22 protein-coding genes and 1 pseudogene are annotated in these 25145 nt (G+C 68.8%); 10 read left to right on the top strand and 13 right to left on the bottom strand.

Going from position 1 to position 25145, the window contains the following annotated elements; all coding sequences use genetic code 11:
- Positions 1-18: 18 nt before the first annotated feature.
- The 4 genes from nbrcactino_RS05685 to nbrcactino_RS05670 form a co-directional block, all read right to left on the bottom strand.
- The gene (locus tag nbrcactino_RS05685; RefSeq protein ID WP_161926475.1) at positions 19-1248 is read right to left on the bottom strand and encodes an oxygenase MpaB family protein; all 1230 of its coding nucleotides are present in this window, start codon (positions 1246-1248) and stop codon (positions 19-21) included.
- Positions 1249-1371: 123 nt separating this feature from the next.
- Positions 1372-2325, bottom strand: coding sequence for a hypothetical protein (locus nbrcactino_RS05680; protein WP_161926474.1), 954 nt, complete (start codon positions 2323-2325; stop codon positions 1372-1374).
- Between the two features lie 5 nt (positions 2326-2330).
- Positions 2331-3755: a serine/threonine-protein kinase gene (locus nbrcactino_RS05675; protein WP_161926473.1), complete on the bottom strand. Its 1425-nt coding sequence runs from the start codon at positions 3753-3755 to the stop codon at positions 2331-2333.
- 36 nt (positions 3756-3791) lie between these two features.
- Positions 3792-4508 (bottom strand): TetR family transcriptional regulator, encoded by a 717-nt coding sequence (locus tag nbrcactino_RS05670; protein ID WP_161926472.1) that lies wholly within the window; start codon positions 4506-4508, stop codon positions 3792-3794.
- 141 nt (positions 4509-4649) lie between these two features.
- On the opposite strand from nbrcactino_RS05670, the gene nbrcactino_RS05665 reads away from it, so the two are divergent.
- From nbrcactino_RS05665 to nbrcactino_RS05650, 4 genes are all read left to right on the top strand, one after another.
- Complete coding sequence (locus nbrcactino_RS05665) at positions 4650-5720, top strand: ferredoxin reductase (RefSeq protein WP_161926471.1); 1071 nt, start codon at positions 4650-4652, stop codon at positions 5718-5720.
- A 2-nt stretch (positions 5721-5722) separates the two neighbouring features.
- Positions 5723-6910, top strand: a complete 1188-nt coding sequence (locus tag nbrcactino_RS05660) for a fatty acid desaturase family protein (RefSeq protein ID WP_161926470.1) — start codon at positions 5723-5725, stop codon at positions 6908-6910.
- Between the two features lie 27 nt (positions 6911-6937).
- The gene (locus nbrcactino_RS05655) at positions 6938-7303 is read left to right on the top strand and encodes a hypothetical protein (protein WP_161926469.1); all 366 of its coding nucleotides are present in this window, start codon (positions 6938-6940) and stop codon (positions 7301-7303) included.
- A 146-nt stretch (positions 7304-7449) separates the two neighbouring features.
- Positions 7450-7965 carry a DUF4395 domain-containing protein gene (locus nbrcactino_RS05650; RefSeq protein WP_161926468.1) on the top strand — a complete coding sequence of 172 codons (516 nt, stop codon included), beginning with the start codon at positions 7450-7452 and terminating at the stop codon, positions 7963-7965.
- 57 nt (positions 7966-8022) lie between these two features.
- Here nbrcactino_RS05650 and nbrcactino_RS05645 read toward each other — a convergent pair whose 3' ends face one another.
- The 5 genes from nbrcactino_RS05645 to nbrcactino_RS05625 all read right to left on the bottom strand — a co-directional run bounded on the left by nbrcactino_RS05645 (position 8023) and on the right by nbrcactino_RS05625 (position 12389).
- The gene (locus nbrcactino_RS05645; RefSeq protein WP_161926467.1) at positions 8023-8979 is read right to left on the bottom strand and encodes a Ppx/GppA phosphatase family protein; all 957 of its coding nucleotides are present in this window, start codon (positions 8977-8979) and stop codon (positions 8023-8025) included.
- Positions 8976-9497, bottom strand: a complete 522-nt coding sequence (locus nbrcactino_RS05640) for a DUF501 domain-containing protein (RefSeq protein WP_161926466.1) — start codon at positions 9495-9497, stop codon at positions 8976-8978. The genes nbrcactino_RS05645 and nbrcactino_RS05640 overlap by 4 nt, the downstream gene beginning before the upstream one ends.
- A 7-nt stretch (positions 9498-9504) precedes the next feature.
- A complete protein-coding gene (locus tag nbrcactino_RS05635) occupies positions 9505-10260 on the bottom strand; it encodes an FtsB family cell division protein (RefSeq protein WP_161926465.1) in 756 nt (251 codons plus the stop codon).
- Positions 10261-10273: 13 nt separating this feature from the next.
- Complete coding sequence (gene eno / locus nbrcactino_RS05630) at positions 10274-11560, bottom strand: phosphopyruvate hydratase (protein WP_161926464.1); 1287 nt, start codon at positions 11558-11560, stop codon at positions 10274-10276.
- Between the two features lie 73 nt (positions 11561-11633).
- Positions 11634-12389, bottom strand: a complete 756-nt coding sequence (locus tag nbrcactino_RS05625) for a lytic transglycosylase domain-containing protein (RefSeq protein ID WP_161926463.1) — start codon at positions 12387-12389, stop codon at positions 11634-11636.
- A gap of 136 nt (positions 12390-12525) precedes the next feature.
- On the opposite strand from nbrcactino_RS05625, the gene efeU reads away from it, so the two are divergent.
- The 3 genes and pseudogenes from efeU (at position 12526) to efeB (ending at position 15985) form a co-directional block, all read left to right on the top strand.
- Positions 12526-13482 carry an iron uptake transporter permease EfeU gene (efeU, locus tag nbrcactino_RS05620; protein WP_161926462.1) on the top strand — a complete coding sequence of 319 codons (957 nt, stop codon included), beginning with the start codon at positions 12526-12528 and terminating at the stop codon, positions 13480-13482.
- Entirely contained in the window at positions 13475-14692 is a 1218-nt protein-coding gene (gene efeO / locus nbrcactino_RS05615; RefSeq protein WP_161926461.1) for an iron uptake system protein EfeO, read from the top strand. The genes efeU and efeO overlap by 8 nt, the downstream gene beginning before the upstream one ends.
- 25 nt (positions 14693-14717) lie before the next feature.
- Positions 14718-15985, top strand: a pseudogene (gene efeB, locus nbrcactino_RS18480) (iron uptake transporter deferrochelatase/peroxidase subunit).
- A gap of 9 nt (positions 15986-15994) precedes the next feature.
- Here the strand turns inward: efeB and nbrcactino_RS18010 are convergent.
- The 3 genes from nbrcactino_RS18010 to nbrcactino_RS05595 all read right to left on the bottom strand — a co-directional run bounded on the left by nbrcactino_RS18010 (position 15995) and on the right by nbrcactino_RS05595 (position 22519).
- Positions 15995-17488, bottom strand: a complete 1494-nt coding sequence (locus nbrcactino_RS18010; protein ID WP_186343309.1) for a nucleoside triphosphate pyrophosphohydrolase — start codon at positions 17486-17488, stop codon at positions 15995-15997.
- Positions 17489-17553: 65 nt separating this feature from the next.
- A complete protein-coding gene (mfd, locus tag nbrcactino_RS05600) occupies positions 17554-21138 on the bottom strand; it encodes a transcription-repair coupling factor (RefSeq protein WP_161927611.1) in 3585 nt (1194 codons plus the stop codon).
- 238 nt (positions 21139-21376) lie between these two features.
- On the bottom strand, positions 21377-22519 hold the full coding sequence (locus tag nbrcactino_RS05595; RefSeq protein ID WP_228460689.1) for an IS30 family transposase: 1143 nt from the start codon (positions 22517-22519) through the stop codon (positions 21377-21379).
- Positions 22520-22830: 311 nt separating this feature from the next.
- On the opposite strand from nbrcactino_RS05595, the gene nbrcactino_RS05590 reads away from it, so the two are divergent.
- Genes nbrcactino_RS05590 through nbrcactino_RS05580 form a run of 3 tightly spaced genes read left to right on the top strand, consistent with a single transcriptional unit; the run spans position 22831 to position 24247 of the window.
- Entirely contained in the window at positions 22831-23184 is a 354-nt protein-coding gene (locus nbrcactino_RS05590) for an ArsR/SmtB family transcription factor (protein ID WP_161926460.1), read from the top strand.
- Positions 23181-23678, top strand: a complete 498-nt coding sequence (locus tag nbrcactino_RS05585; RefSeq protein WP_161926459.1) for an SRPBCC family protein — start codon at positions 23181-23183, stop codon at positions 23676-23678. Before nbrcactino_RS05590 ends, nbrcactino_RS05585 begins: the two co-directional genes overlap by 4 nt.
- Positions 23678-24247 (top strand): TIGR03086 family metal-binding protein, encoded by a 570-nt coding sequence (locus tag nbrcactino_RS05580; protein WP_161926458.1) that lies wholly within the window; start codon positions 23678-23680, stop codon positions 24245-24247. Before nbrcactino_RS05585 ends, nbrcactino_RS05580 begins: the two co-directional genes overlap by 1 nt.
- A 15-nt stretch (positions 24248-24262) precedes the next feature.
- Here the strand turns inward: nbrcactino_RS05580 and nbrcactino_RS05575 are convergent, their stop codons facing one another.
- Positions 24263-25120, bottom strand: coding sequence for a SecDF P1 head subdomain-containing protein (locus tag nbrcactino_RS05575; RefSeq protein WP_161926457.1), 858 nt, complete (start codon positions 25118-25120; stop codon positions 24263-24265).
- Positions 25121-25145 lie beyond the last annotated feature (25 nt).

Genomic DNA, 25145 nt, shown 5'->3' with positions numbered 1-25145 from the left:
GGGAGGTCTCCCGTCGGGTCAGAAATGCCGGTTGTGTTGGGGGAGCTCGATCGAGAGCGGCATGCGCAGCTCGGACATGTACCAGAGCACGAACTGCCGGAGGAACTCGTCGAACAGCCAATAGGCGTTGTCGGTGATCGGGGCCGCGGTGACGATCCCCGAGCGCACCGCCAGGTAGGGCGGCCAGCTGAACTCGAGCAGCGGGCTCCAGACCGGTTCGCGGGGCACCCGGATCCAGTTGGCGATCTTGTCGCCGAGGATGTAGCGGGTGAACGCGCCCAGGATCGGTTTGCTCAACAGCGTCAGGTCCAATTCGTTGCCCAGGCGCAGGAGGTCGTCGGCGAGGCGGACCCCCTCGCGGGTGGGGGCCAGCACCGGTTTGAGGATCTTGCGCGACTGGCCGTTGGCCTGCCGCCAACTGGCCGGGATGTACTCATCCTTGATGCCCAGGAGGTGCCCGCAGACCTGCCACGTGTGCAGGTAGCCCTTCGACTGATCGGGCGGCGTCGGAATCCCCCACTTCACCAGGGTCTGCATGATCGTCGTCGGCAGGCTGTGCCAGGTGACCATCAGGTCTTCCTGGCTGATCGGGACGTACTGCTTGGGCCAATGCGGCGATTGCGGCAACAGGTGGCGCACCGCCGCGTGGATCATCCGCGTCTTCACGCTGGTGACGATCATCTGGCCGTCGGGCTGGTAGGCATTGACCGTGCCGATGTCGTAGCCGAGCTTGGCGGTCTTGGCGATGCGGTCTTTGAAGAACTGCCCGCCCTTGGAGTAATAGACCGCGCGCGCCTCGTTGGGAATGACGGTGGACATCATGCCGCTGGCGAAGGCGTAGAGCACCGAGATCACGGTGCCGTGCTTCTTGTTGTACTCGAAGCCCGCCGCCAGCTTCCGGTGATCGGTCCACGAGGGCAGGATCCGCGCGTACTCGATGAAGTCGCGCAGCTCCGAGGGCAACCCCTTGGGGACCGGCTGGCCGTTGCGCACCCAGGTCCGCAGTTCGGCGTTGATCCGGTTGACGTTGTGCTTCTCCAGGACGTTGGCGATGACCGGGTCGGCCTCGGGGTCCCACACCGTGCGGGGGTCCGCTCCCGCCCCGTGTCCGGCCACCGATCCGCGCGGCGACCAGGACCACGGCTCGGCCCGGGCCGCCGGCGCGGCCATCGCCAGGGCGCCGACCCCGCCCAGCGCGACTCCACCGGCCTTCAGTGCGGCACGCCTACTGACCTCAGCGTCACCCATCGCAATCCCCTCGATTCAGATACAGAGATACATTCGTCGTTCGTTTGTATCTCTCATCTGAACACAGGGAGACTCAGATCACACCAAAATCGACAGAATTGCCCCGTCGAACCGTCGGGACGGTCAGCAGAAGCCGCGCGGCAGGTTCCTGGCGTTGCGGCTCAACCACACCCCCACATGGTCGAGCGCGGTGGTACCGGTGGCCATGGTCGTGCCGGTCCCGAACGTCACCATCGCCACCGCGGTCTGCGATCCGTCGCGATGGGTGATCACCGCGATCTGGCGGACCACATAACCGCTCGACCGGCCTGGACCCCAGCCGCCCTTCACCTCGGTCTTCGACTTCAGCTTGTCCGCGCCCCACCGCTGGTTGCCGTCGACGCGGCCCATCAGGGTGCGGACCCGTCCCGCGTCGGGCAGGCAGGCGAATCCCGCGGTGAACCGCGCGGCGTTCGCCACGGGCCACACCGTCTGGCCGAAGATCGAATACGGCGGCCGCTTGGCGACCGCCGGGACTGTCGTGCGGTCGTCACCGCCCTCGCGCAGCACGCGCGTCACCGCCGCAGCGGCCTGCCGGTCGTCGCCGAGCGAGCGCCACAGCGACTGGGCGGCCGCATTGTCCGACGCGGTGATCGCGGCGACGGTCGCGGGCATCGGCCCGCCGTGGTGCCGCTCGGCGGCCACCGCGAGGGCGACTTTGATGCTGGACCAGGCCACCTGCGGCGGGTCGATGTCACCGAAGACGATGGGCTCGGCCGGGCGGCCGACCGGCAGGATCGCCAATGCCACCTTCTGGTTCGCCCCGACGTCGGCGAGCGCCTTGTTCAGGTCCCCGTACGCTGCGGCCAGCGCGGGGATGGCCGCACTCATCGGCGGGCCCGGCGCGGGACGGGGCGCCGACCGGCTCACCGACGACGGGACCGACGACGCGGGTGGCGAGACACTCGGCGACGACTCGCTTCGCCCCTCCTCGCCCTGTCGCTCCTCGCCACCGCAACCGGCCGCGGTGAGGCCGATGGCAGTGGCGATGGCAAGGGCAACCGGCACGGCGAGGAATCGGGCGGGTGAACGATTCATGGTTCCTAGTAGATATGCACGACCGCGTTGTTGCCCCCGCGACACACCACGATCTCCCCGCTGGGCACGCAGCTCATCGTGTAGCTCCTCCCCGTTGCGGGGCTGAAAGCGTCCACCGTGCGGGCCTGCCCCTTCGGCCCGGCGGCCAGGTAGGCATCGCGGACCGCCGCGGCGAACGGACAGGTCGTCACCGACGATCCAACCCCGACGGTGGTGTCACACGGGATCGAATCCGGCGGAGGCGTCGCCAGCGTGGTGGTCGTCGGCGTGTGGGTCTCGGTCACCGTCACCGGGCCGCCACCGGACCGGTCGGTCCCATCGGGCCGCAGCATCAGGAAGGCGGCGACCGCGCCGCCGACCAGGGCCAGCACCGCCGCCAACCCCAGGGCCACCGGCCATCGGCTGCGTCGCGCCGCCGGCGGCGCCACCGGCGGTGCGTAATACTGCGCGCCGGTCGAAAACCCGGGCGCGTCGGGATAGAACGGTCCGGTCGGGTACATCGGGCCGGTCGGCTGGAGTTGCGGGCCGGTGGGTTGCGGGCCGGTGGGTTGGGGGCCGGCCTGGCCGATCACCGTCGTCGGGCTCCATTGGGAACCGGTCGCCAGCGCGGCGCGCGCCGCGGCCGCGAACTCGCCCGCCGTGGCATACCGCTGCGCGGGATCGCGGGCCAGGCCGCGCGCCAGCACCTCGTCGAACCCGATGGGCAGACTCGGGTCGATCGAGCTCGCCGGCGGCGGATCGTCGAGCAGGGCCGCCTTGATCGTGGCCGCCTGCGTCGCCCCGGGATGGGGCACCCGGCCGGTAAGGGCTTCGAAGGCCACCACCGCGAGGGAGTAGACGTCGCTGGCGACGGTCGCCTCGTGGTCGTCGAAGATCTCCGGCGCGAGGTAGGCGATGGAACCGATCGCGGTGCCCAGCTTCGTCAGATGCGGTTCGCTGCCGTCCGCGGCGCGGGCGATGCCGAAGTCCACCAGATAGGCGAAGTCACTCGCGGTGAGCAGGATGTTCTCCGGCTTCACGTCGCGGTGCACCAGGCCGGCCGCATGCGCCGCGTCGAGGGCCTGCGCCACGTCGTCGACGATGGAGACGACGCGCTCGGGGGCGAGTTTTCCCGATCCGCGGATGGCCGCCCGCAGATCCGATCCCTCCACCACCCGCATGTCGAGGTACAGGGTGCCGTCAATCTCGCCGTAGTCGTGGATGGGGATGATGTGCGGATCGCCGAGCCTGGCCACCGCGTGCGACTCGCGACGGAAGCGTTCGGCGAAGGATTCGTCGGCGGCCAAGGAGGCCGGGAGCAGTTTGAGCGCGACGGTGCGGTCATTCTTGGTGTCGACGGCCCGGTATACCTCGCCCATCCCCCCGCGGCCCAGGAGTTCCCCGAGCTCATAGCGGCCGAACGTCGTGCCGGTCCGATCACCCTGCGTCATGGGAGCAGCATACGGCGGCGGCGGCCCGCCGACAGGTCAGCCGGAGCGCTCCGGATCCCATCGCGACATGCCCAGGAAGACCAGGACCAGCTGGCGCTTGGCGCGTTCGATGACCTCGGATTCCACGACGGCGCCGCGGTACTCGCCGTCGAGCAGATCGGCGACGGCGGCGAGCATGACGTTCACGATCAACCCGGCGGCGAGCTCGAGGTCGTCGGGCGACCACGCCCCCATGTCGGGCAGCCTCGCCAGGTCGATGGCCAGCTCCTTGCCGAAGAGGCGCAACTCGGTGTCGATGGCGCGGCGGATCTCCGCCACGCCGCCGTGCTGTTCGCGGACGAGGAAGCGGAACTGGGCCTCGTTGTCGCGCACGTGGTCGAGGAGGATCTCGAGCGAATTGGTGGCCGTGGGCAGGGCGTTGCGGGAGGCCAGGTTGCGCCGACCCTCGCGCAGCGCGCGCCGCAACACCCGCATCGAGTCCTCGACGAGGGTGACGCCCAGGTCTTCCATCGAGCTGAAGTGCCGGTAGAAGGCGGTCGGGACGATGCCGGCACCGCGGGCGACCTCGCGCAGGCTCAGGCTGGCGAAGCTCCGCTGCGCGACCAGGTCCATCGTCGTGTCGAGCAGGGCCTGCCGGGTGCGGTTCTTCTTCTCCGCCCGTGACTCGGTGTCCCGCGACGACGACCGCCGCGACGACGAGCCGCGTGAACGACTGGAGCGCTGCTCGTCGCGCACGTCATCGGCCGGGGTCACAAGCCCCGAGTGTACGGCGGTGACGGCCGTCACATGACCTCCCCTTGACGCGGTGCTATCAACATGTGGCACACTTTTTGGTGTACACACGTTCACTGTAACGCCAACAGCCCACTCGCAAGCCTCAAGGAGGCAGTCCGCATGAGCTCCCGACTCTCCACCCTCGTGGGATCGGTCGTCCAGGCCGCCCTCGCCCCACACCCCGTCGACCGCTACCTCGAACTCGTCGACCCGATGGTCACCTGGCGCGACCTGCGCGCCGAGGTCGTCGCGGTCCGCCGCGCCACGCCGCGCACCGTCACCCTCACCCTGCGCCCCACCCGACAGTGGAAGGGCCATCAGGCCGGACAATACGTCCAGGTCAGCACGGTGATCAACGGGGTTCGGCACAGCCGCTGCTTCTCGCCGGCCAATGCGGCCGGCGACCGCCGCGACAACATCGAGTTGACCATCACCGCCCACGACGACGGCTTCGTCTCCCGCCACCTGTACGACCACGCCCGCGTCGGCACGGTCGTCGGCCTGGACCAGGCGGCCGGCGACTTCACCCTCCCCGCCGACCCGGGTCGTTCGGTCGTGTTCATCAGCGGTGGATCGGGTGTTACACCCGTACTCTCAATGCTGCGTACGCTCGTCGCGCGCGACTACCGCGGATCGATGACATTCGTTCACTACGCGCGTTCCGCCGCCGACGTCGCCTACTCCGCCGAGCTGCACAACCTCGCGGCGCTCTACCCCAATCTCGACCTGCGCCTGCACTACACGCGCGGAGCGTCGCCGGACCATTTCACCGGGGAACACCTCGCCGGCATCCCCGACGACGCGCAGATCTTCCTCTGCGGCCCGGCCACCCTGATGGACGCGGTCCGCAGCCACGGTGAAACCGCCGGATTCGCCGACCGCCTCCACACCGAGGCCTTCACCCTGACCATCCCCGAGGTCGATCCGAACGAGCCCGTCACCGGGCAGCTGAGCTTCACCGACTCCGGGGTGACCGCCGAGAACGACGGGCGGACCATCCTCGAGCAGGCCGAATCCGCCGGCCTGTCCCCGGAGAGCGGATGCCGGATGGGCATCTGCTTCTCCTGCACCAAGGTCAAGAAGTCCGGGTGCACCCGCAACGTCCTCACCGGTGAAACCGACACCGAAGCCGACACCCACATCCAACTCTGCGTCAACGCTCCCGTTGGCGATGTAGAAATCGAGGTCTAGCCATGGCACTGCACATCAGCGCTCTCCACGACGCCACCACCCGCACGCCCGCGCTCACCAGCGTTGCGCCGATCACCGAGGTCGACCTGACCCGCGAGCAGGTCGAGGAGATCGGGCGCGAGCTCGAAGAACTCCGCGCCAGGATCATGTCCGACGTCGGCGAATCCGACCGCGAATACCTGTACAAGATCATCCGCGCCCAGCGCGGACTCGAAATCGGCGGTCGTGCGCTCATGTACCTCGGCTGGTTCCCGCCGGCCTGGATCGCGGCGGTCGGCATGCTCGGGGTGTCGAAGATCCTCGACAACATGGAGATCGGCCACAACGTCATGCACGGCCAGTACGACTGGATGCGCGAGGACACCTACAACTCGCGCGAGTTCGAGTGGGACACCGTGTGCCCGGCCGAGCAGTGGCGCCACAGCCACAACTACATGCACCACACCTTCACCAACATCATCGGCGAGGACCGCGACATCGGGTACGGCATCCTGCGGATGGCCCGCGACCAGAAGTGGAACCCCGTCTACCTGGGCAACCTCGGCTACGCCGCCGCGCTGATGGTGCTGTTCGAGTGGGGCGTCATGGCCCACGACCTGGAGGTCGAACGCATCGCCACCGGCGAGCGCAAGTGGTCCGACGTCAAGGGCCTCGTCAAAGGCATGTGGCGCAAGGCCGGCAAGCAGGTGCTGAAGGACTACCTGATCTTCCCCGCACTCACCGGCCCGCTGTTCATCCCGACGCTGCTGGGCAACGCCTCGGCGAACCTGATCCGCAACCTGTGGGCCTTCTCCATCATCTTCTGCGGCCACTTCCCCACCGGCGCGCAGACCTTCAGCAAGGAGGAGTGCGAGAACGAGACCCGCGGCGAGTGGTACATCCGCCAGATGCTCGGCTCGGCCAACATCACCGGCGGCCAGCTGTTCCACATCATGAGCGGCAACCTCAGCCACCAGATCGAGCACCACCTGTTCCCCGACGTGCCGGCCAACCGGTACCCGGAGATGTCGCAGGAGGTCCGGGAGATCTGCCAGCGGCACGGACTGCCGTACAACACCGGCAACCTGCGCAGCCAGCTCGGATCGACCTGGAAGAAGATCGCCAAGTTGAGCCTGCCGAATTCGTGGACGCGCGACGACGACGACCTCGTCGTCAACATCGAGCGCGCGAATGCCGTCAAGGCCGGATAGCCGCCACAACGGGTACTCTGATCGGCTATGAGCGACGAGCAACCGCGACTCCCCGGTGTGGGGCGCGACCTGGACTTCGAGCGCCTCGAGCGGGGCAAGGACCTCGCCCAGGAAGCCGTGCAGACGACGGCGACGCGCGTCGGGAGGATCGCCACGATCATCACCGGCGCCGTCGTCGACGTCGCGCGCGAGATCGGTGAACTCATCACCGACGGTTTCGAGATGCGCGAGGCGGCCAAACGCGCCAAAGACGATGCCGCCCGTCTCGACCGGATGGCCCGCGAGCGCCTCGTCGACGAGGAGGACGACGACCCGGTGATCGGCGAGCTCGAGCAAGCACCGGTATCCCTGCAAAAAGCGATCGAGGCACCGGTCGAGAACGAGGATCGATAGCCCACCCGAGGTGGCCCGAGCCGGATTTCCGCCGGCGGGACTCGACTAATCCCGATCCGGCAATTGTGCGCAGGGTGAATCTAACCCCGCACCCCGGCTGATCTGCGATTACCGTTGACGGGGTCTGTTACTTGGAGGTACCCACCATGTCCCTGCGCGAGGCTTTCGCCTTCCCCAATCCGGTCAACGATTACGCGGCCCGTTCGACGGCCGGCCTGGTCATCGCACTGGCCGTCGCTTCGATCGTCGTCAACCAGTGGTGGCTGTACGCGATCCTGGCGCTCGGATTTGCGCTGCGCGTCGCCGGCGGACCGAAGTATTCGCCGTTCGGCCGCCTCGCCGTGCATGTCATCGTGCCCCAGGTGTGGAAGAAGGAGAAGCTGGTCCCCGGGCCGCCCAAGCGCTTCGCCCAGACCGTCGGCCTGACCTTCGGCGTGGTGGCCACCGTGCTGAGCCTGCTCGGTTTCGGCCTGGCAGCCCAGATCACGATCGGCCTGTTGATCGTCGCGGCCTTCCTGGAGTTCGCCTTCGGCATCTGCCTGGGCTGCATCACCTTCGGGTACCTGCAGCGCGCGGGGATCATCCCCGAGTCGGTCTGCGAGGCCTGCAACAACCTCAACCTCGATCGCGGTGCGGCCACCCTCGACACCAGCGCTGCCTGAGGGCCCAGTCGGCGAGATTGAGGGCCCAGTCGGCGAGATTGAGGGCCCAGTCGGCGGTTAGGGCGCGTCGAGCAGGTTGAGCGCGATGCCGTCGAGGATGTCGTGCTCGGAGACCACAATGTCGGTGATCCCGGCGCGGCGGCGCATCTGCTCGGCGAGCGCATCGGTCACCAGGGCGCCGGCACCGATCACGTCCACCCGGCCCGGGTGCATCACGCCCAACGCGGCCCGCTGCGCCCGCGGCATCGCCACGATGTCCCAACAGACCCGGTGCAGATCGGCCAGCGTCGCCCGCGACAGATGGATCTTCGCCGGGTCGTACTCGTCCAAGCCCGCCACGAGCGCGGCCAGGGTGGTCATCGTGCCGGCCACGCCGACCCAGGTGCGCACCGACGACACGTCGACCGCGGCGAAAGCCGGGGCCAACCGTTCCCCGATGAACTCCTGCGCGTCGGCGATCTCCTGCTCCGACAGCGGATCGCCGCGCAGACACCGCTCGGTGGTCCGCACACATCCCACATCGGCCGAATAGGCGGCGATGACGCCGCCCACGTCGCCGACGACGAGTTCGGTCGATCCCCCGCCGAGGTCGGTGACCGCGAACGGACCCGATGCCGGGTCCAGGTCGCCGACCGCACCGCGGAAGGACAGCCGCGCCTCCTCGTCGCCGGTGATGACTCGGGCCACGGCGCCGGGGACGACGGTGCCCAGCAACTCGGCGGTCATGGCGAAGAAGTCGTCGCGGTTCGCCGCGTCGCGGGTGGCGGAGGTGGCGACCATGTCGACGCGCTCGACGCCGAGCTCGCGCATCGTCGCCGCGTAGCCGGACAGCGCCGCGCGGGTCCGCTCGATGGCCTCGTCGGCGAACCGGCCGGTGGCGTCGACGCCCTGGCCGAGGCGCACCACGAGCATCTCGCGGTGCAGGTCGGTCAGCCCGGCCCCGTCGCGCGCCGGATCGGCGACGAGCAGGCGGATCGAGTTGGTCCCGCAGTCCACGGCGGCCACTCGGATCACTGCTGCTCCTCCGGTTGTGGGGTCGAGGCCGGCCAATCCGCCGGCAGCGCCGTCCCCCGCAACCCGTCATCGCAGGCCAGCGCGACGGCCTCGTCGCCGAACGGGTTGAGGCCGGGCCCCTTGGCCAGCGAGTGCGCCATCAGCACGTGCAGGCATTTGACCCGGTCGGGCATGCCGCCGCCGCTGAAGTCGGTGCCCAGCGATTCGATCTCGTCGCGCTCGGCCAGATAGCTCTCGTGGGCACGGCGATAAGCCGCGGCCAACTCCTCGTCGGCGGCCAGCCGCTCGGTCATCGTCTTCATCACGCCCGAGGACTCCAACCGGCTCGCCGCCGAGGTGAGGCGCGGATCGGTCAGGTAGTACAGCGTCGGGAACGGAGTCCCGTCGGGTAGATGCGGCGCCGTCTTCACCACCGCCGGACGCCCGTCGGGGGTGCGGTAACTGATTTCCAGGACGCCGCGCGGCTCTCGGCCGAGTTGCTCGGCGACAACGGCCAAATCGGCCTGTGACACATTCACCGCGGCATCACTTCGCCGGCGGTGTCGACACCGAGTCCCACAGATTGGCATACCACGGGTTGGCTGCGCGTTCGGCGGCCCGTCGTCGTTCCTGGGCCTCCCGGTCGCGCCCGGGGATCTCCAACACGAACGGGATCTCGCCCGGCCGGACGTACCGCAGCCGGGCCCGGGCCTGCGCCTCGACGTAGGCCGGGTCGCCCTGCTCGTTGACCTTGCGGGTCAGCTCGGCGTTCTCGCGCTCGACCGCCGCATTGGCCGCACGGACCTGGTCGAGCTCGGCGCGCTGGGAGAAGTAGGTGCGCAGCGGCACGGCCAGCGTGAGCGCCACGAATCCGAGGACGACGGCGAGCACGATCGCACGCCGCGGGTTGAGCCGGTGCCACCGGGCCGCCAGGGCGGCGGCGGGCGCGCGGCCGGCCGCTTCGAGGCGGGCGCGGCGCGCCGCAGACTTCTCGGCCCCAGACTTCTCGGCTGCGGCTTTCTCGGCTGCGGCTTTCTGCGCCGTGGACGTCTCGTCGGAATCGTCGGCGACGACGTCGAGGACGGCCGTGGCCGAGTCGTCGAACGGACCGTTGCCGTCCTCCCCGATCAGGTCGAGACTGATCGCGTCGGTGATGGGGCCGGTGCCGCTCGTCGGCGCCGGGTTGCGCGGTCGCCGCCCGGCGGCCTGACGCGGCGACGCCGGCCGGGCCGAGGCCGGACGCGAACGCGACGAACGGGCGGACCGTGCCCGGCCCGCCCGTTCGTTTCTGCGCTCTGCCATACCTTCTAGCTAATCACGCCTGCGGCGAAAACCGCGGGAAGGCGAGGTCCCCGGCGTACCGTGCCGCATCGCCCAGGCCTTCCTCGATGCGCAGGAGCTGGTTGTACTTGGCCACCCGCTCGCTGCGCGCCGGCGCACCGGTCTTGATCTGGCCACAGCCGCACGCCACCGCCAGATCGGCGATGGTGGTGTCCTCGGTCTCGCCCGACCGGTGGCTCATCATCGTCTTGTAGCCGTTGTTGTGGGCCAGCGCCACCGCGTCGAGGGTCTCGGTCAGCGTGCCGATCTGGTTCACCTTGACCAGCAGCGCATTGGCCGCACCTTCGACGATGCCGCGCTCGAGGCGCTCGGGGTTGGTGACGAACAGGTCGTCGCCGACCAGCTGCACCTTGTCGCCGATGGCCTCGGTCAGGGCGACCCAGCCCTCCCAGTCGTCTTCGGACAGCGGGTCCTCGATCGAGACCAGCGGGAACTCGTCGACGAGCTTCGCGTAGAACTGCGCCATCTCCTCCGCCGAGCGGGTGGCACCCTCAAAGGCGTAGCCGCTGCCGGCGGTGTAGAACTCGGTGGCCGCCACGTCGAGCGCCAGCACGACGTCGGTGCCGAAGCGCAGACCGGTCCCGGTGATGGCCTCGGAGATGATGCCGAGCGCCTCGGTGGTGCCCGCGACGTTGGGGGCGAACCCGCCCTCGTCGCCGAGGCCGGTGGACAGGCCCTTGGCCTTCAGCACCGACTTGAGCGAGTGGTACACCTCGGCACCCCAGCGCAGCGATTCGGCGAAGGTCGAGGCGCCGATGGGGGCGATCATGAATTCCTGGACGTCGACGCCGGAGTCGGCGTGGGCACCGCCGTTGATGATGTTCATCATCGGCACCGGCAGCACGTGGGCGTTGGGACCGCCCACGTAGCGGTACAGCGGCAGCGCGGCAGACTCTGCGGCGGCCTTGGCCACCGCCAGCGAGACACCCAGCAGCGCGTTGGCGCCCAGTCGCGACTTGTCGGCGGTGCCGTCGAGGTCCAGGAGGGCCTGGTCGACGAGGCGCTGGTCATCGGCCTCGTAGCCGACGATCTCCTCGGCGATCTCGGTGAGGACCGCCTTCACCGCCTTCTGGACGCCCTTGCCGCCGTAGCGGTCGCCGCCGTCGCGCAGCTCCACGGCCTCGTGCTCACCGGTCGACGCGCCCGACGGCACTGCCGCGCGGGCGAGCGTGCCGTCCTCCAGAGCCACCTCGACTTCGACGGTCGGGTTTCCGCGCGAGTCGAGAATCTCGCGCGCGCCCACCTGCTCGATCATTGCCACGGCTGTCTACCCCTCATGGTGCGTTGGTGTGGTGTTTCACCAAGGGTAATACCGGGCGTTGCGGCCCGTGCGCTCAGTACCGAACGTTGACCGAGTAGGCGTTGGCGCGGTCGCGGACCTCTTCGGCATACGGCCGCGACTGGTTGTAGACCATGAGTGCGGCCGTCCAGCCGCGTGCGGTGGTCATGTCACCGCCGGCGGCCACACACAGATAGCGCGCCGCCGACAGGGCGGCGTCGTCCATGTTGTCCGGATCGGCCTTGCCGTCGCCGTTGGCGTCGACGCCGTAGCGCTGCCAGGTTTCCGGCAGGAATTGGAAGGGGCCCTCGGCCCGCACGTAGTTCGGGCTGCCGTCGGCGCGCGTCGGGTGCACCTGGTCGACCATGCGCATGTTCCCGTTGGTGCCGTCGAGTTCGGGGCCCCGGATCGGCGGACTGGTGTCGCCGTTGAGGGCGACCCGGGCGCCGTGGTGGCGGCCGTGTTTGCTCTCGGTCCCCGCGATACCGGCCAGGGTGGTCCAGGCGATCCCGCACTCGGGATGCTGCTGGCGCTGGATCTCCGCCGCGTTGCCGTAGGCCTCCAGCGCCGTCACCCCTATCCCCGTCGCGTTCGAGATGGGCCGGGCCCATGCGTTCAACCGGTCGGCGGTGCGACCCGGGCGGTGGATGTCGATGTACGGGACGGGGGCGCCGGCGCCGGGCGGGACGCCCTTGGGGATGTTCATCCGGTGCCGCGAGGGCAGGTCGACGCAGCCCGCACCGACGACGGCGATGGCGACCAACGCCAACGCCATCATCGCCAAGCGCCCGCGGCGCCCCGTGCCGGTCATGGAAGAACCCCCTGGAAGACTGTCTGTCCGATTGTTCCATATCGCGGTCGGGGCAACCTCTTCCTTCTCGCCGAACCCGGTGCGCGCGTACATCGTTTTTCGGTTAGGCTCACCTTTTCCGAGGACGGAGTCCCGCATGCCGACCTTTGCCGCTGCCGAGCCGACGGCCTCGCTGCTGACCCAACTCACCGGGAGCAGCGTCATCGGTCTGCGCGAGGGCCTCGAGACCGGGATCGTGGTCATGATCCTCGTCGCCTTCTTGGTGAAATCCGACCGGCGCGATGCCTTGCGCTACGTCTGGCTCGGTGTCGGGCTGGCCCTGGTCATCTTGGTCGCGGTCTTCCTGGGCATCCAGTTCGGCACGTCGACGATCGACTCGAAATACGCCGAACTGGTCGCCGGGGTCGCCTCGCTGGTCGCCGTGGCGATCGTCACCTACATGCTGCTGTGGATGAGCAAGGCCGCCGCGCACCTGTCCGGCGACCTGAAGGCCGGCCTGTCCGATGCCCTCGCCACCGGGCCGTTCGCAGTCTTCCTCTTGGCCTTCCTGGCGGTCGGACGCGAAGGACTCGAGACCGCACTGTTGATGGCCGGGTACGCCGAGAGTGTCTCCGGCGGAATAGTCCCGCTCCTCGGATTGCTGGTGGGGATCCTGGTCGCGGTGGCCATCACCGTCGGCCTCTACTTCGGCGCGGTGCGGATCAACTTCACGGTCTTCTTCACCCTCACCGGCACCTTCCTCGTCTTCGTCGCGGCCGGAATCCTGGCCTACGGCGTCCGCGCGATGGAGAGCTACGGGTGGCTCGACTGGCTCCCCGGGCACGGCGAGCTCGCCTTCCACCTGACCGGCTACCAACTCGACTCCTGGTACGGGTCGATCCTCGCCGGGATCTTCAACTTCCGCCCCGACCCGACCTGGCTGCAGGTCGCGGCGTGGCTGCTCTACATCGCCATCGTCTTGCCGATCTTCCTGCGCCGACAACTCGGCGGCCGCCGCGCCCCTGCGGCCCGCCCGTCTGACTCCCCCACCCCCTCCGAATCATCCCCCTCCCCATCACAATCACCCTCACCGAAAGGCTCCACCCATGCGTGACACCTTCCGCTTCCCGACGACGGCGGCCGCGCTCGGCGCCGTCGCCGTCGTCGTGCCGCTGGCCCTCACCGGTTGTGTGGCCAAGGACTCCGCCGCGACGACACTGGCGGTCACCTCCACCGACACCGAGTGCAACCTGGATCCGACGACGGCGGCCACCGGGTCCGTCGGGTTCAAGGTCACCAACAACGGCTCCAAGGTCACCGAGTTCTACGTCTTCGAGGGCTCGCGCGTCCTCGGCGAGGTCGAGAACATCGCGCCCGGCGTCAGCGGCAAGCTCACCGTCGAGCTGGTGAAGCCGGGCACCTACGAGGTCGCCTGCAAGCCCGGTATGGTCGGCACCGGTATCCGCCAGACCATCACGGTGACCGGCGAGGAGAAGACCAAGAACGAGGCCCCCGCCGACGTCGAGCAGGCCAAGAAGCGCTACCTCGCCTTCGTCCGCCAGGAGGTCGCCAACCTCGAGGCGGCGACCGTCACCTTCGTCGACGCCATCAAGCGCGGCGACTACGACAAGGCCCGCGAACTGTTCGGCCCCACCCGCAGCTACTACGAGCGGATCGAGCCGGTGGCCGAGTCGTTCAGCGACCTCGACCCGAAGATCGACATGCGCTGGGACGACACCGCCGACGGGACCGAGCGCTTCACCGGCTTCCACCGGATCGAGCGCTACCTGTGGCCGCCGAAGGCCGACGAGATCGGCGACGCCGACGGCAAGGTCTCCCCGGCCGACGCCGCAAACGCCAAGAAGGCCGACACCACCGAAGAGATCCACAAGGCAGCCGACGAGTTGCTGACCAACGTCCGGGCGCTGAAGACCGAAGTCGACAAGCCCGACTTCACCTTTGACACCCAGCTCTTCGTGCAGGGCCCCAAGGCGCTCATCGACGAGATCGCCAAGACCAAGGTGGCCGGCGAGGAGGACCGCTACTCCCACACCGACCTGTGGGACTTCGCGGCCAACGTCGAAGGCAGCCAGCGCCTAATCGGCGAGCTGCAGCCGATCATCAAGAAGCGCGACCCGAAGCTGATGGAGACGATCACCAAGCAGTTCGACGAGATCAACGCGGCGATCGACAAGCTCCGCGAGGGCACCGGCTACGTCTCCTACGACAAGGTCGACGAGGCCACCCGCAAGGCGCTCTCGGCGAAGATCGACGCCTTGTCCGCGACGCTGTCGAAGGTCCCCGCCGTGGTGATGAGCAAGTAGCCGATACCACCGCTACCGTGGACTGATGGAGATTTCACGGCGCCGGGTCATCGGCGCGGGAGCGGCGGCGGCGGCGCTCACCGGCGCCGCCGTCGCCGGTGGCGCCGCCGGCCGGGCCACCGCTCCCGACGCGGTCCACGTCGGCAGCGTCGCGTTCCGCGGAAAGCGGCAGGCCGGGATCGTCACCGAGGCGCAGGATCGGCTGCACTTCGTCGCCTTCGACGTCGTCACCGACGACAAGGCCGAACTCGCCGCGTTGTTGCGGGCATGGACCACCGCCGCCGAGCGGATGACCCGGGGCGAGGAGACGACGCCGAACGGCGCCGTCGGCCTCGGTCAGTACTCGCCGCCGGCCGACACCGGTGAGGCGCTGGGCCTGCCCGCGTCGAATCTCACGCTCACCATCGGTTTCGGCCCCGGCCTGTTCGGGCCGACCCCACTCAAGCCGGACCGCCGCGACCGGTTCGGATTGGCCGCGCGCCGGCCCGCGGCACTGGTCGACCTGCCCGCTTTCCCCAGGGAACGGATCGACCCGAATCGTTCCGGCGGCGACATCTGCGTCCAAGCATGTGCCGACGACCCGCAGGTCGCGGTGCACGCCGTCCGCAACCTGGCCCGGATGGGCTTCGGCGTGGTGGCGGTCCGCTGGTCGCAACTGGGGTTCGGCCGCACGTCGAGTACGACGCGGTCCCAATCGACCCCGCGCAACCTGTTCGGGTTCAAGGACGGCACCGCCAACCTGCGGGCCGAGGACACCGCGCTGCTCGACGAGTGGGTGTGGGTCGACGACCGGGACAACCCGGCCCGGCCGACTGGATGACCGGCGGCAGCTATCTGGTCACCCGGCGCATCCGCATGGACATCGAACCGTGGGACCGCTCGAACCTGCTCGAACAGGAGCAGATCATCGGCCGGGAGAAGGGGTCTGGTGCTCCGTTGGGCCAAGACGCGGAGTTCGCCGATCCCAACTTCGCCATCACCACCGGCGCGGCGCCGCTGATCCCGGCGGATTCCCATGTGCGACTGGCACATCCAGAATTCAACGACGGTGTGCGCCTGCTGCGCCGCGGCTACAACTTCACCGACGGCTCCGACGGCTTCGGCCACCTCGATGCCGGATTGTTCTTCATCGCGTTCTGCCGCGACCCCGGCAAACAATTCGTGCCGATGCAGCGCAAACTGATGCTCGACGATGCGCTGACCGAATACCTGATTCCCAACGGTTCGGCCGTATTCGCCTGTCCCCCCGGCCTTTCCGACGGCCAGTGGTGGGGCCAGGCCCTGTTCGGCTGACCCGCGCGGCTACTCCGTGGAGAAGATGATCCGCCCCGACGGCGCCTCCGGCACCCGCGGCGCGCGTGTGCGGATCGGGTCGTCGGCGTCGACCGGCCGCGGCACCGTCGAGGTCACCTCGGGCTCGTCGGACACCCGGATCCGGAACGGTCGCTTCACCTCTGGTTCCGGCTCCGGTTCGGGCTCGGGTTCCGGTTCTGGCTCGGGTTCGGGCTCCGACTCGACTTCGAGCACGGGCTCCGGCTCGACTTCGAGCACGGGGTCCGGCTCGGGCTCGGGGTCCGGCGCCAAGTGCCTGGGCGAACTGAGCACCGACTCGCCGGTTCCCGGCCGGATGATCGTCGGGAAGTGGGTGATCGGCGGATTCGGGTCGATCGGGTTCAGATCGACGACGAAACCCTCGCCGATGAGTTCCTGCGATTCCGACACCGGGCCCACGAACTCGGGCTCCGCCGGGAAATAGGCGGTCGGCGCCGGCGCCGCGGCCATGTCGGCCGGGTCGGTCGTCGGGATCCGATCGGTGCGCGGTTCGGCCGCCACCGGTGGGACTTCCTCGGTCGGCGGGTCGTCGTACCCGGTTTGCTCCACCGGCACGCCGAGATAGAACAACCACAGGTCGGGGGTGTTGAGGGTGATGCCCTCCTGCGCCGCCCGCCCCTCCGCGTGGTAGACGAGGTCCATCAGGTCCAGGGTGCGCTGGCGCGTCGCATCCTCCACCGAGTCGGCACCCGGTTCGATGTCCACGCGCAGCAGCGCGGGGTCGACCTGGGAGCGCGGGAACCCGGCGGCGGCCAACCGCTCGAGCACCTTCTGCGCCAACGACAGGGCCGGCGCGGTGGTCACGATCCCGTCGAGGACCGACCCGCGTTCCCGCTCGGCCGCCTTCGCCGCCTCCCAGTCGGCGATCTGGCGCTCGAGGTCGCTGTGCTCGCCGGATAGCACCCCCGGCGTGCGGCGCGTCACCTTGTCGATGAACGCCTGCGCGACGTCGTCGATGTCGAACGGCTCGGTCGGATGGTCGGCGGCGATCCGGGCGTGGAACAGCACTTGGAGGAGGAGGTCGCCCAGCTCGTCGCGGAGGTCGGCGATGGTTCCGACGTCGATCGCGTCGAGGAGTTCGTACACCTCCTCGAGGGCGAACCGGCGCAGCGAGTCGTGGGTCTGCCGACTCTCCCACGGACCGTTGGCGCGCAAATGGTCCATCAGTTCGACGGCGTCGAGCAGCGTCGTGCCGGACCGGCGCGGCGGCGTGACCTCGACCGGCGGCGCGAGCAGCACCTCGCCCCGCTCGATGCGGACGTGGACCAACGGGTGGTCGGGGTCCGTGCTGATCAACACCGTCGCCGGATCACCGTCGTCGCCGACGGCCACCTGGGCGTGCGGCAGCGCCCACAACACCGATGCCGTGACGTCCTCGGTGACCTGCACGGGCCCGTTCACCAGCTTCGCAGCGGCGAACGGCAGCAGGTCCTGCTTCTGCGGGTCCAACAGGACGACGGTCATGACTCCCCATTCCTCGGTTACTGGTATTTCACACCACACAGGCGGAATTCGCTCGCATCAGCGCGCTAATCCCGGCGAGTCACCTGGCTCAACATGGTGGTGAGGTAGTCGATCAACGGCTCGTCGCGCAGCAGCGGCGACCCCATGCCGCCCGCTTTGGGGATCGGCAGCGCGACCGTCGACGTGGTGGGCCGATAGGTCGCCGCAGGGTAGAGCCGCTTGAGCCGCACCTGCAGGCTGTCCGGCAGCGGCAGCGGCGAAATCCGGATCTGCGTGCCCGCGACGGTGATCTCGGTGATCCCCAACTCCCGGGCCCGCAGGCGCAGGCGGGCGATCGCGGCGAGCCGCAGCGTCTCGGTGGGCGGCGGGCCGTACCGGTCGGTGATCTCGGTGAGCACCGCGTCGACCTCGTCGTCGTCGGCCGCGGCGGCCAACTTGCGGTAGGCCTCCAACCGCAGCCGGTCGGCGTCGACGTAGTCGACCGGGATGTGCGCGTCGACGGGGAGGTCGATGCGCACCTCCTTGGTCTCCTCGGTGGTCAACGGTTGGCCGTCGGCAGCGGCGCGGTAGGCCTGAACGGCCTCCCCGACCAGGCGCACATAAAGGTCGAAGCCGACGCCCGCGACATGCCCGGACTGCTCGGCGCCCAACACGTTGCCGGCCCCGCGCAACTCGAGGTCCTTTAGCGCCACCGCCATCCCGGCCCCCAGCTCGTTGTTCTGGGCGATCGTCGCGAGGCGGTCGTAGGCGGTCTCGGTCAGCGGGCGGTCGGGGCTGTAGAAGAGGTAGGCGTAGCCGCGCTCGCGGCTGCGCCCGACCCGGCCGCGCAACTGGTGCAGCTGCGACAGCCCGAAATGCTCGGCGCGGTCGACGATGAGCGTGTTGGCGTTGGCGATGTCCAGACCGGTCTCGATGATCGTGGTGCACACGAGGATGTCGTATTCGCGGTTCCAGAAACCGGTGACCGTCGACTCGAGCTGGTCCTCGTTCATCTGGCCGTGGGCGACGGCGATCCGCGCCTCGGGCACCATCTGCGCCAACTCCCGCGCCGTCTTGTCGATCGACGACACCCGGTTGTGCACGTAGAACACCTGGCCGTCGCGCAGCAGCTCGCGGCGGATCGCCGCCGCCACCTGCTTGCTCGAATACGCCCCGACATAGGTGAGCACCGGGTGGCGCTCCTCGGGCGGGGTGAGGATGGTCGACATCTCGCGGATCCCGGCCATCGACATCTCCAGCGTGCGCGGAATCGGCGTCGCCGACATGGTCAGGACGTCGACGTGGGTGCGCAGCGACTTGATGTGCTCCTTGTGCTCCACGCCGAAGCGCTGCTCCTCGTCGACGATGACCAGGCCGAGGTCCTTCCACCGCACGCCGGTCTGCAGCAGTCGGTGCGTGCCGATGACGATGTCGACCTGGCCGTGCGCCATCTGCTCGATCGTCTCGCGCGCCTGCGCGGCCTCGGTGAACCGGCTCAGTCCGCGGATAGTCACCGGGAACCCGGACATGCGCTCGGTGAAGGTCTGCAGGTGCTGCTGGGCCAGGATGGTCGTCGGGACGAGGACCGCGACCTGCTTGCCGTCCTGCACGGCCTTGAACGCGGCCCGCACGGCGATCTCCGTCTTTCCGTAGCCAACGTCGCCGACGATGACGCGGTCCATCGGCACCGGGCGCTCCATGTCGGACTTCACTTCGGCGATGACGGTGAGCTGGTCCTGCGTCTCGGTGAAGTCGAACGCGTCCTCCATCTCCTGCTGCCACGGGGTGTCGGCGGCGAAGGCGTGACCGGGCGCAGCGTGCCGCGCAGCGTAGAGCTGGACGAGCTCGCCGGCGATCTCGCGCACCGCTTTGCGGGCCTTGCGCTTGGTGTTCTGCCAGTCCGAGCCGCCGAGCTTAGACAGCGACGGCGCCTCGCCTCCGACATAGCGCGACAGCTGGTCGAGGGAGTCCATCGGGACGTACAGGCGATCGCCGGGCTGTCCCCGCTTACTCGGCGCGTACTCGAGGACGAGGTATTCGCGGCGGGCGCCGGAAACGGTGCGCTCGATCATCTCGACGAAGCGCCCGATCCCGTGCTGGTCGTGGACGACGAGGTCGCCGGAGGTCAGGGCGAGCGGATCGACCTGGTTGCGACGCTTGGCGCCGAGCTTGCGCCCGTCGCGGGTCCCCGCCACACGGGTACCGGTGAGGTCAGCCTCGGTGACGACGACAAGTGGAGTGGCAGAAGCGTTCTCGGCCCGCACGCCAGCGCTCCCGGCGCCGGTACAGACGATTCCGTTCCGAAGTGTGCCGTGATAGATCGTGACCGCGTCGGCGACGGGCGCCTGGCCGTCGTCGGCCATCGTCGAGGGGACCTCTGCCTCGCCGAGCCGCTCGGCGACGCGAGCGGCGGTTCCCTTGCCTGCAACGACGATGGCCGCGCGACCGCCGTCGGTGACGTGGGCGCGCAGCTGGGCGAACGTCGCCGCGATCTCGTCTTCATGTCCGCGCGGCGCCGGTCCCGGTGCCACGTCGAGGACGACCTCGTCGTCGGCTCCGGTGCTGAGCGGACTCAGCGTCCACCAGCGGCGTCCGGCGGCCGTCGTCGCCTCCGCAACGTCGTCGAGCGGCCGGTAGGCGCTCGCGGAGAACTCCTTGGTGAGCGGGGCGTCTGCACCCATGCCTGCCGCCGTCCACGCTGCGTCGAGAAACTCCTTTCCGGTGGCGGCCAAGTCGGTGGCCCGAGTGCGGATCTTCTCCGGATCCAGCAGGAGCACCAGGGAGTTGCCCGGTATGGCCTCGGTGAGCAGTTCCAGCTCGCCGTCGACGAGGACCGGGATGAGCGCTTCCATTCCCTCGACGGGGATCCCCTCGCTCAGCTTGGCCAGCATCGACGACAGTTCACTGCCCCCCTCTTGCTCGTCGAGGAGCGCTGCGGCGCGGCGGCGTACGGGCTCGGTGAGTAGCAGTTCCCGGCAGGCGTGGATGATCACCGGGCCGGGGTCGATGTCCGGGTGGGTGCGCTGGTCGGCGACGGAGAAGGCCCGCACGTCGGTGATCTCGTCGCCGAAGAACTCGATGCGCACGCCGTGCTCGGCCGTCGTCGGGAAGATGTCGAGGATGCCACCGCGCACCGCGAACTCACCGCGCCGGCCGACCAGGTCGACACGCTCGTAGGCCATCTCGACCAGGCTGGCCAGCAGCCCGTCGAAGTCGATCTCGTCGCCCTCCCGCAACGTGATCGCCGACAGCTTGCCGAGTCCGGGTGCCATCGGTTGCACTAGCGAACGCACCGTCGTGACGACCACACGCAGCGAACTGCCCGGTTCGGCGAGCCGGTGCAGCACTGACAACCGCTGGCCGACGGTGTCCGCGCTCGGCGAGAGCTTCTCGTGGGGCAGCGTCTCCCACGACGGGAACAGGGCGACGGCGTCGGCATCGTCGAGGAGCTCGCGCAGCTCGGTGACCAGGTCTTCGGCTTCGCGTCCGTTGGCCGACACCACTAACAACGGATCGGTCGTGGCCTGGGCGAGCGCGGCGACGGCGAAGGGGCGCGCGGCGTCGGGCGCCGTGATCGACAGTCGGGCGGATTCGAGATGTGCGGTGAGGCCGGTGAAGGTCGGATCGGCGCACACCGATTGCGCGAGACCGTGCAGAACCGGGGTGTGCAGAACGGGGGTGGATGCCACTTGGGACAGTCTATCCAGGCCCCCACTCCCGCCGAGTGGGCACCTCACCTCCGCCGACTGGGCACCTCACCTCCGCCGACTGGGCACCTCACCTCCGCCGACTGGGCACCCCACCCCGCCCAGTGAGCACCTGAGTTCCGCCCAGTGGGCACCTAACCCCCGCCGACTGGGCACCACGGCGTACACGTTGGGCACGCTCGGCGGAAATCTGGGGGCGGATTCAAGTGGTCGGTGCAACGGAATCTGTCGGTTTGGATTGTAGGAGTTCTTCGAGCTTTTCGGCGGGGGTCATCCAGTTGAGGCGTTTTCGGGGTCGGTCGTTGAGTTCGGCGGCGACTTGGTCGAGCATGCCGGGGCCGAAGAACGATAGGTCGGCCCCTTTGGGGAAGTACTGGCGGAGTAGGCCGTTGGTGTTTTCGTTGGTGGCGCGCTGCCAGGGGCTGTGGGGATCGCAGAAGTAGATCGGTAGGCCGGTGGCGTTGGTGATGGCGGTGTGGTGGGCCATTTCCACTCCTTGATCCCAGGTCAACGATCGACGCAGGATTTCGGGGATGGTCGGGATGGTGCGGGTCATGGCCGCGGCAACGGTGGCGGCGGTGTGATCGCCGGGCAGGTGCACCAGCATCAGAAAGCCGGTGGTGCGTTCGACCAGGGTGCCGATCGCCGAGCGGTTACCGGCTCCCATGATCAAGTCACCCTCCCAGTGGCCGGGGACCGAGCGGTCCTCGACTTCGGCGGGACGATCGCTGATCATCACCATGTCTTTGATCCGGCCTCGACCGGATGTGTCTCGGCCTGCGGGTTTGCGTCGTATCCGCCCGGTGCGTAGTGCTTTGGCAACCTCGGCGCGCAAACCACCGCGGGCTTGAACATACATCGACTGGTAGATCGTTTCGTGGGACACCCGCATCTCCGGATCGTCGGGATAGTCGTGCCGTAACCGGTGGGCGATCTGCTCAGGACTGAGCCGTTTCCCCAGCATGTCGACGACTTCAGCGTAAAGCGCGGTGCCAGGTTGGAGTTTGCGCGGTTTGGGTCGCCGCCGGCCCTGGTCGACCGTCGTCTGCGCCACGATCGCCCGATACCGGTATTCACCGTCACCGGCGGGCCGGCCCCGCACCAGTTCCCGGCTGATGGTCGAGCGGGAACGACCCAACAGACGCGCGATCCGCGCCGGCTGCGACCCTTTGCCCACCAGTTCCTCGATGCAGCACCGATCAGCGAAGGTCAACCGGCCCGTGCCGGCGCTGATCCGGCTTTCCAGTGCCGTTGCTGTTGGTTTCATTCCGCCAGCCTGGGCCAACCACAGGGCCCCGGAGTTGCGCGACACACCAGCAGCGCGCGCCGCAGCCTTGATCGTCATCCCCGTAGACAGGCCCTGCCAAAACAACTCACGCCGCTGGGTTAACGGCGGTCGATCAGCGACCCCCAACTTCCCCAACCGTCGTCTCGAACCACCATCACCCATGCTGACCTCCGCAAACTCGTCGGCCGTTGCGGCGATCGCTTGAGTCTGCGGGGCACGCTCGGCGGAAATCTGGGCACGGTCGGCGGAAATCTGGGCACGGTCGGCGGAAATCTGGGCACGGTCGGCGGGATATTCAACCAAATGGTTGACAACCCTGCCTCGCGAATGGGATGGTTATTAAACCACCCGGTTGATTAAGGATGGACATGACGGACCAGCTGTCTTTGGTGTTCTCGGCCCTCGCCGACCCGACGCGACGCGACATCGTCGCCCGGCTCACCGAGGGGGACGCGACCGTGAGCGAGCTCGCGGAACCGTACGACGTGAGCGTGCAGGCGATCTCCAAGCACCTCAAGGTGCTCGGCGACGCCGGCCTGGTCACCCGTGGACGCCAAGCGCAGACCCGTCCGGTCCACCTAGAAGCGGAGGTATTCGATCTGATGACCGCGTGGATCGAGCGGTACCGGCGCCAAGCCGAGGAGCGTTATCAGCGCCTCGACGCGGTACTGGCCGCGATGAACGAGAACGACGACCAATCCGACCAAGGAGCAGCATCATGAGCACGACGACCCACCCCGAGGCCACCATCGAGGCCCACCCGACCCTGCCGATCATCACGATCACCCGCGAGTTCGCGGCCACCCCGGCGCAGGTGCTGAAAGCCCACACCGACCCGGAACTGTATGCGAAGTGGGTCGGCCCCAACGGCATCACGACGCGCATCGACCACTGGGATGCTCGCCGGGGCGGCAGCTGGCGATTCAGCAACGTCGTCAAGGACGACGGCGACCAGGAATACAGCTTCTACGGTTCCTTCCACGACATCACCGACGACAAGATCGTGCAGACGTTCACCTGGGAGGGCCAGCCCGAAGGTGTCTCGCTGGAGACCCTCACCGTCGAGGACCTGGGCAACGGCCGCACCCGGCTGGTCGCCCAGTCGCTCGTCGACAGCATCGAGGGCCGCGACGCGTGGCTGCGCAGCGGCATGGAAACAGGCGTCAACGACGGCTACGCCAAGCTCGACGATCTGCTCGCCGAAGGTGCGGTCTGATGTTGCCGACGCAGCCCGCGCAACGCCACCGTGCCGTGGCGCGAGAATTCAGCGACCGGGTCGCCGGGGTGGCCGATTGGGCCGCCCCGGCGCCCGTCGACGGCTGGACGGCGCGCGACGTCGTCGGGCACCTCGTCGAATGGTTCCCCGGCTTCCTCGCCGCGGGAGGCGTCCAGCTCTCCCCCGGCCCCGCGGTCGCCGACGACCCGGCCGGCGCGTGGAACCACCACACCGAACAGGTGCAGGGATTGCTCGACGGACCGGACGCGACATCGGAGTTCAGCCATCCCATGGCCGGATCGATGCCGCTGGCCGCTGCGATCGACAATTTCTACACCGCCGACGTGTTCATGCACACCTGGGACCTCGCTCGCGCGAGCGGCCAGAACGTCGCGCTCGACGAAGAATTCTGCGCGACCCTCCTGGAAGGCATGGCACAGATGGAGGAGGTTCTGCGTTCGTCGGGTCAGTACGGGCCGGCAGTACCGGTCTCCGACGACGCGCCCGTGCAGGATCGCCTCGTCGCCTTCATCGGGCGCGACCCGCACTGGAGTCCAGATTCCCCGTGACGGTGCGGCGCGGATTCAATCCTTCGGCGTGAACCGCACGGGCAGCGAGCCGGACGTCAGCATGCTGGCGAGATGTTTCGCCTTCGCTTCGTCGAAGTCCCCCGAGATCTCGGTCGGCCCGGCGATGGCGGTCTGGATCACCGGAGCGGAGAGCACGCGGGAGTCGAGGACGAAGGCCGTCGCCTGGCCGATGTTCTCCGCGGTGTAGGCCGGCCACTTCGCCTTCGCCTCGCCACGGAACTCCATAGTCACGTTCCACTTGCCGTTGCTTCCCCGAGTCGCGCCGGCATTCTCGATCTCGGCACCGCTGATGATGGCCGGACCGAGGGAGTAGACGGACTTGCCGTTCTGCGAACAGGCGACCAGAAGATCCGCCGCATCGTCGCGACCCGCGAGTTCGTCCACTCCGTCACCACATTTCAACTGCTGTGCGCGGCGCGCCATCTCGGCCGGCGGAGTGACCGCGTTCGCCTGTCGGAGTTCGACGTCGAGGCCGGCGGCATCGGGCGCCGCCGGTGCGGTGAACACCACCGGCCGAATGGCCAGCACGCCGGCCGACGCCAGCGCGACGATGTCCGCGCGCGTCCCGCTTGCGATCGTGACCACGACGCGGCCGTCGCTCTCGACCGTCACCTTCGGGTCGGCGATGCCGTTGTCGGAAAGACGCTGGGCCAGCAACTGCGCCGCCTCGGTTACCAGCTTCTCCCGGTCGGTGCCCGGCGCGAACTCCCCGTCGGATGATTGCAGCGATTCGACGGTGAACTCGACTCGCGCTCCCTCCCCGGACCCGTCGCCGGAATCGCGGGAACACCCCGCCACCAGGCCGACGGCCAGCAGCAGGGCGAAGATGAGCACGCGGATTGAGCGATTCACCCCCTCAGTCTGCCACCGCCGTGCC

Source organism: Gordonia crocea (assembly GCF_009932435.1).
Lineage (GTDB): Bacteria > Actinomycetota > Actinomycetes > Mycobacteriales > Mycobacteriaceae > Gordonia > Gordonia crocea.
The sequence above is the reverse complement of the archived record's forward strand: the minus strand, read 5'-3'. Positions and strand labels throughout refer to the sequence as shown.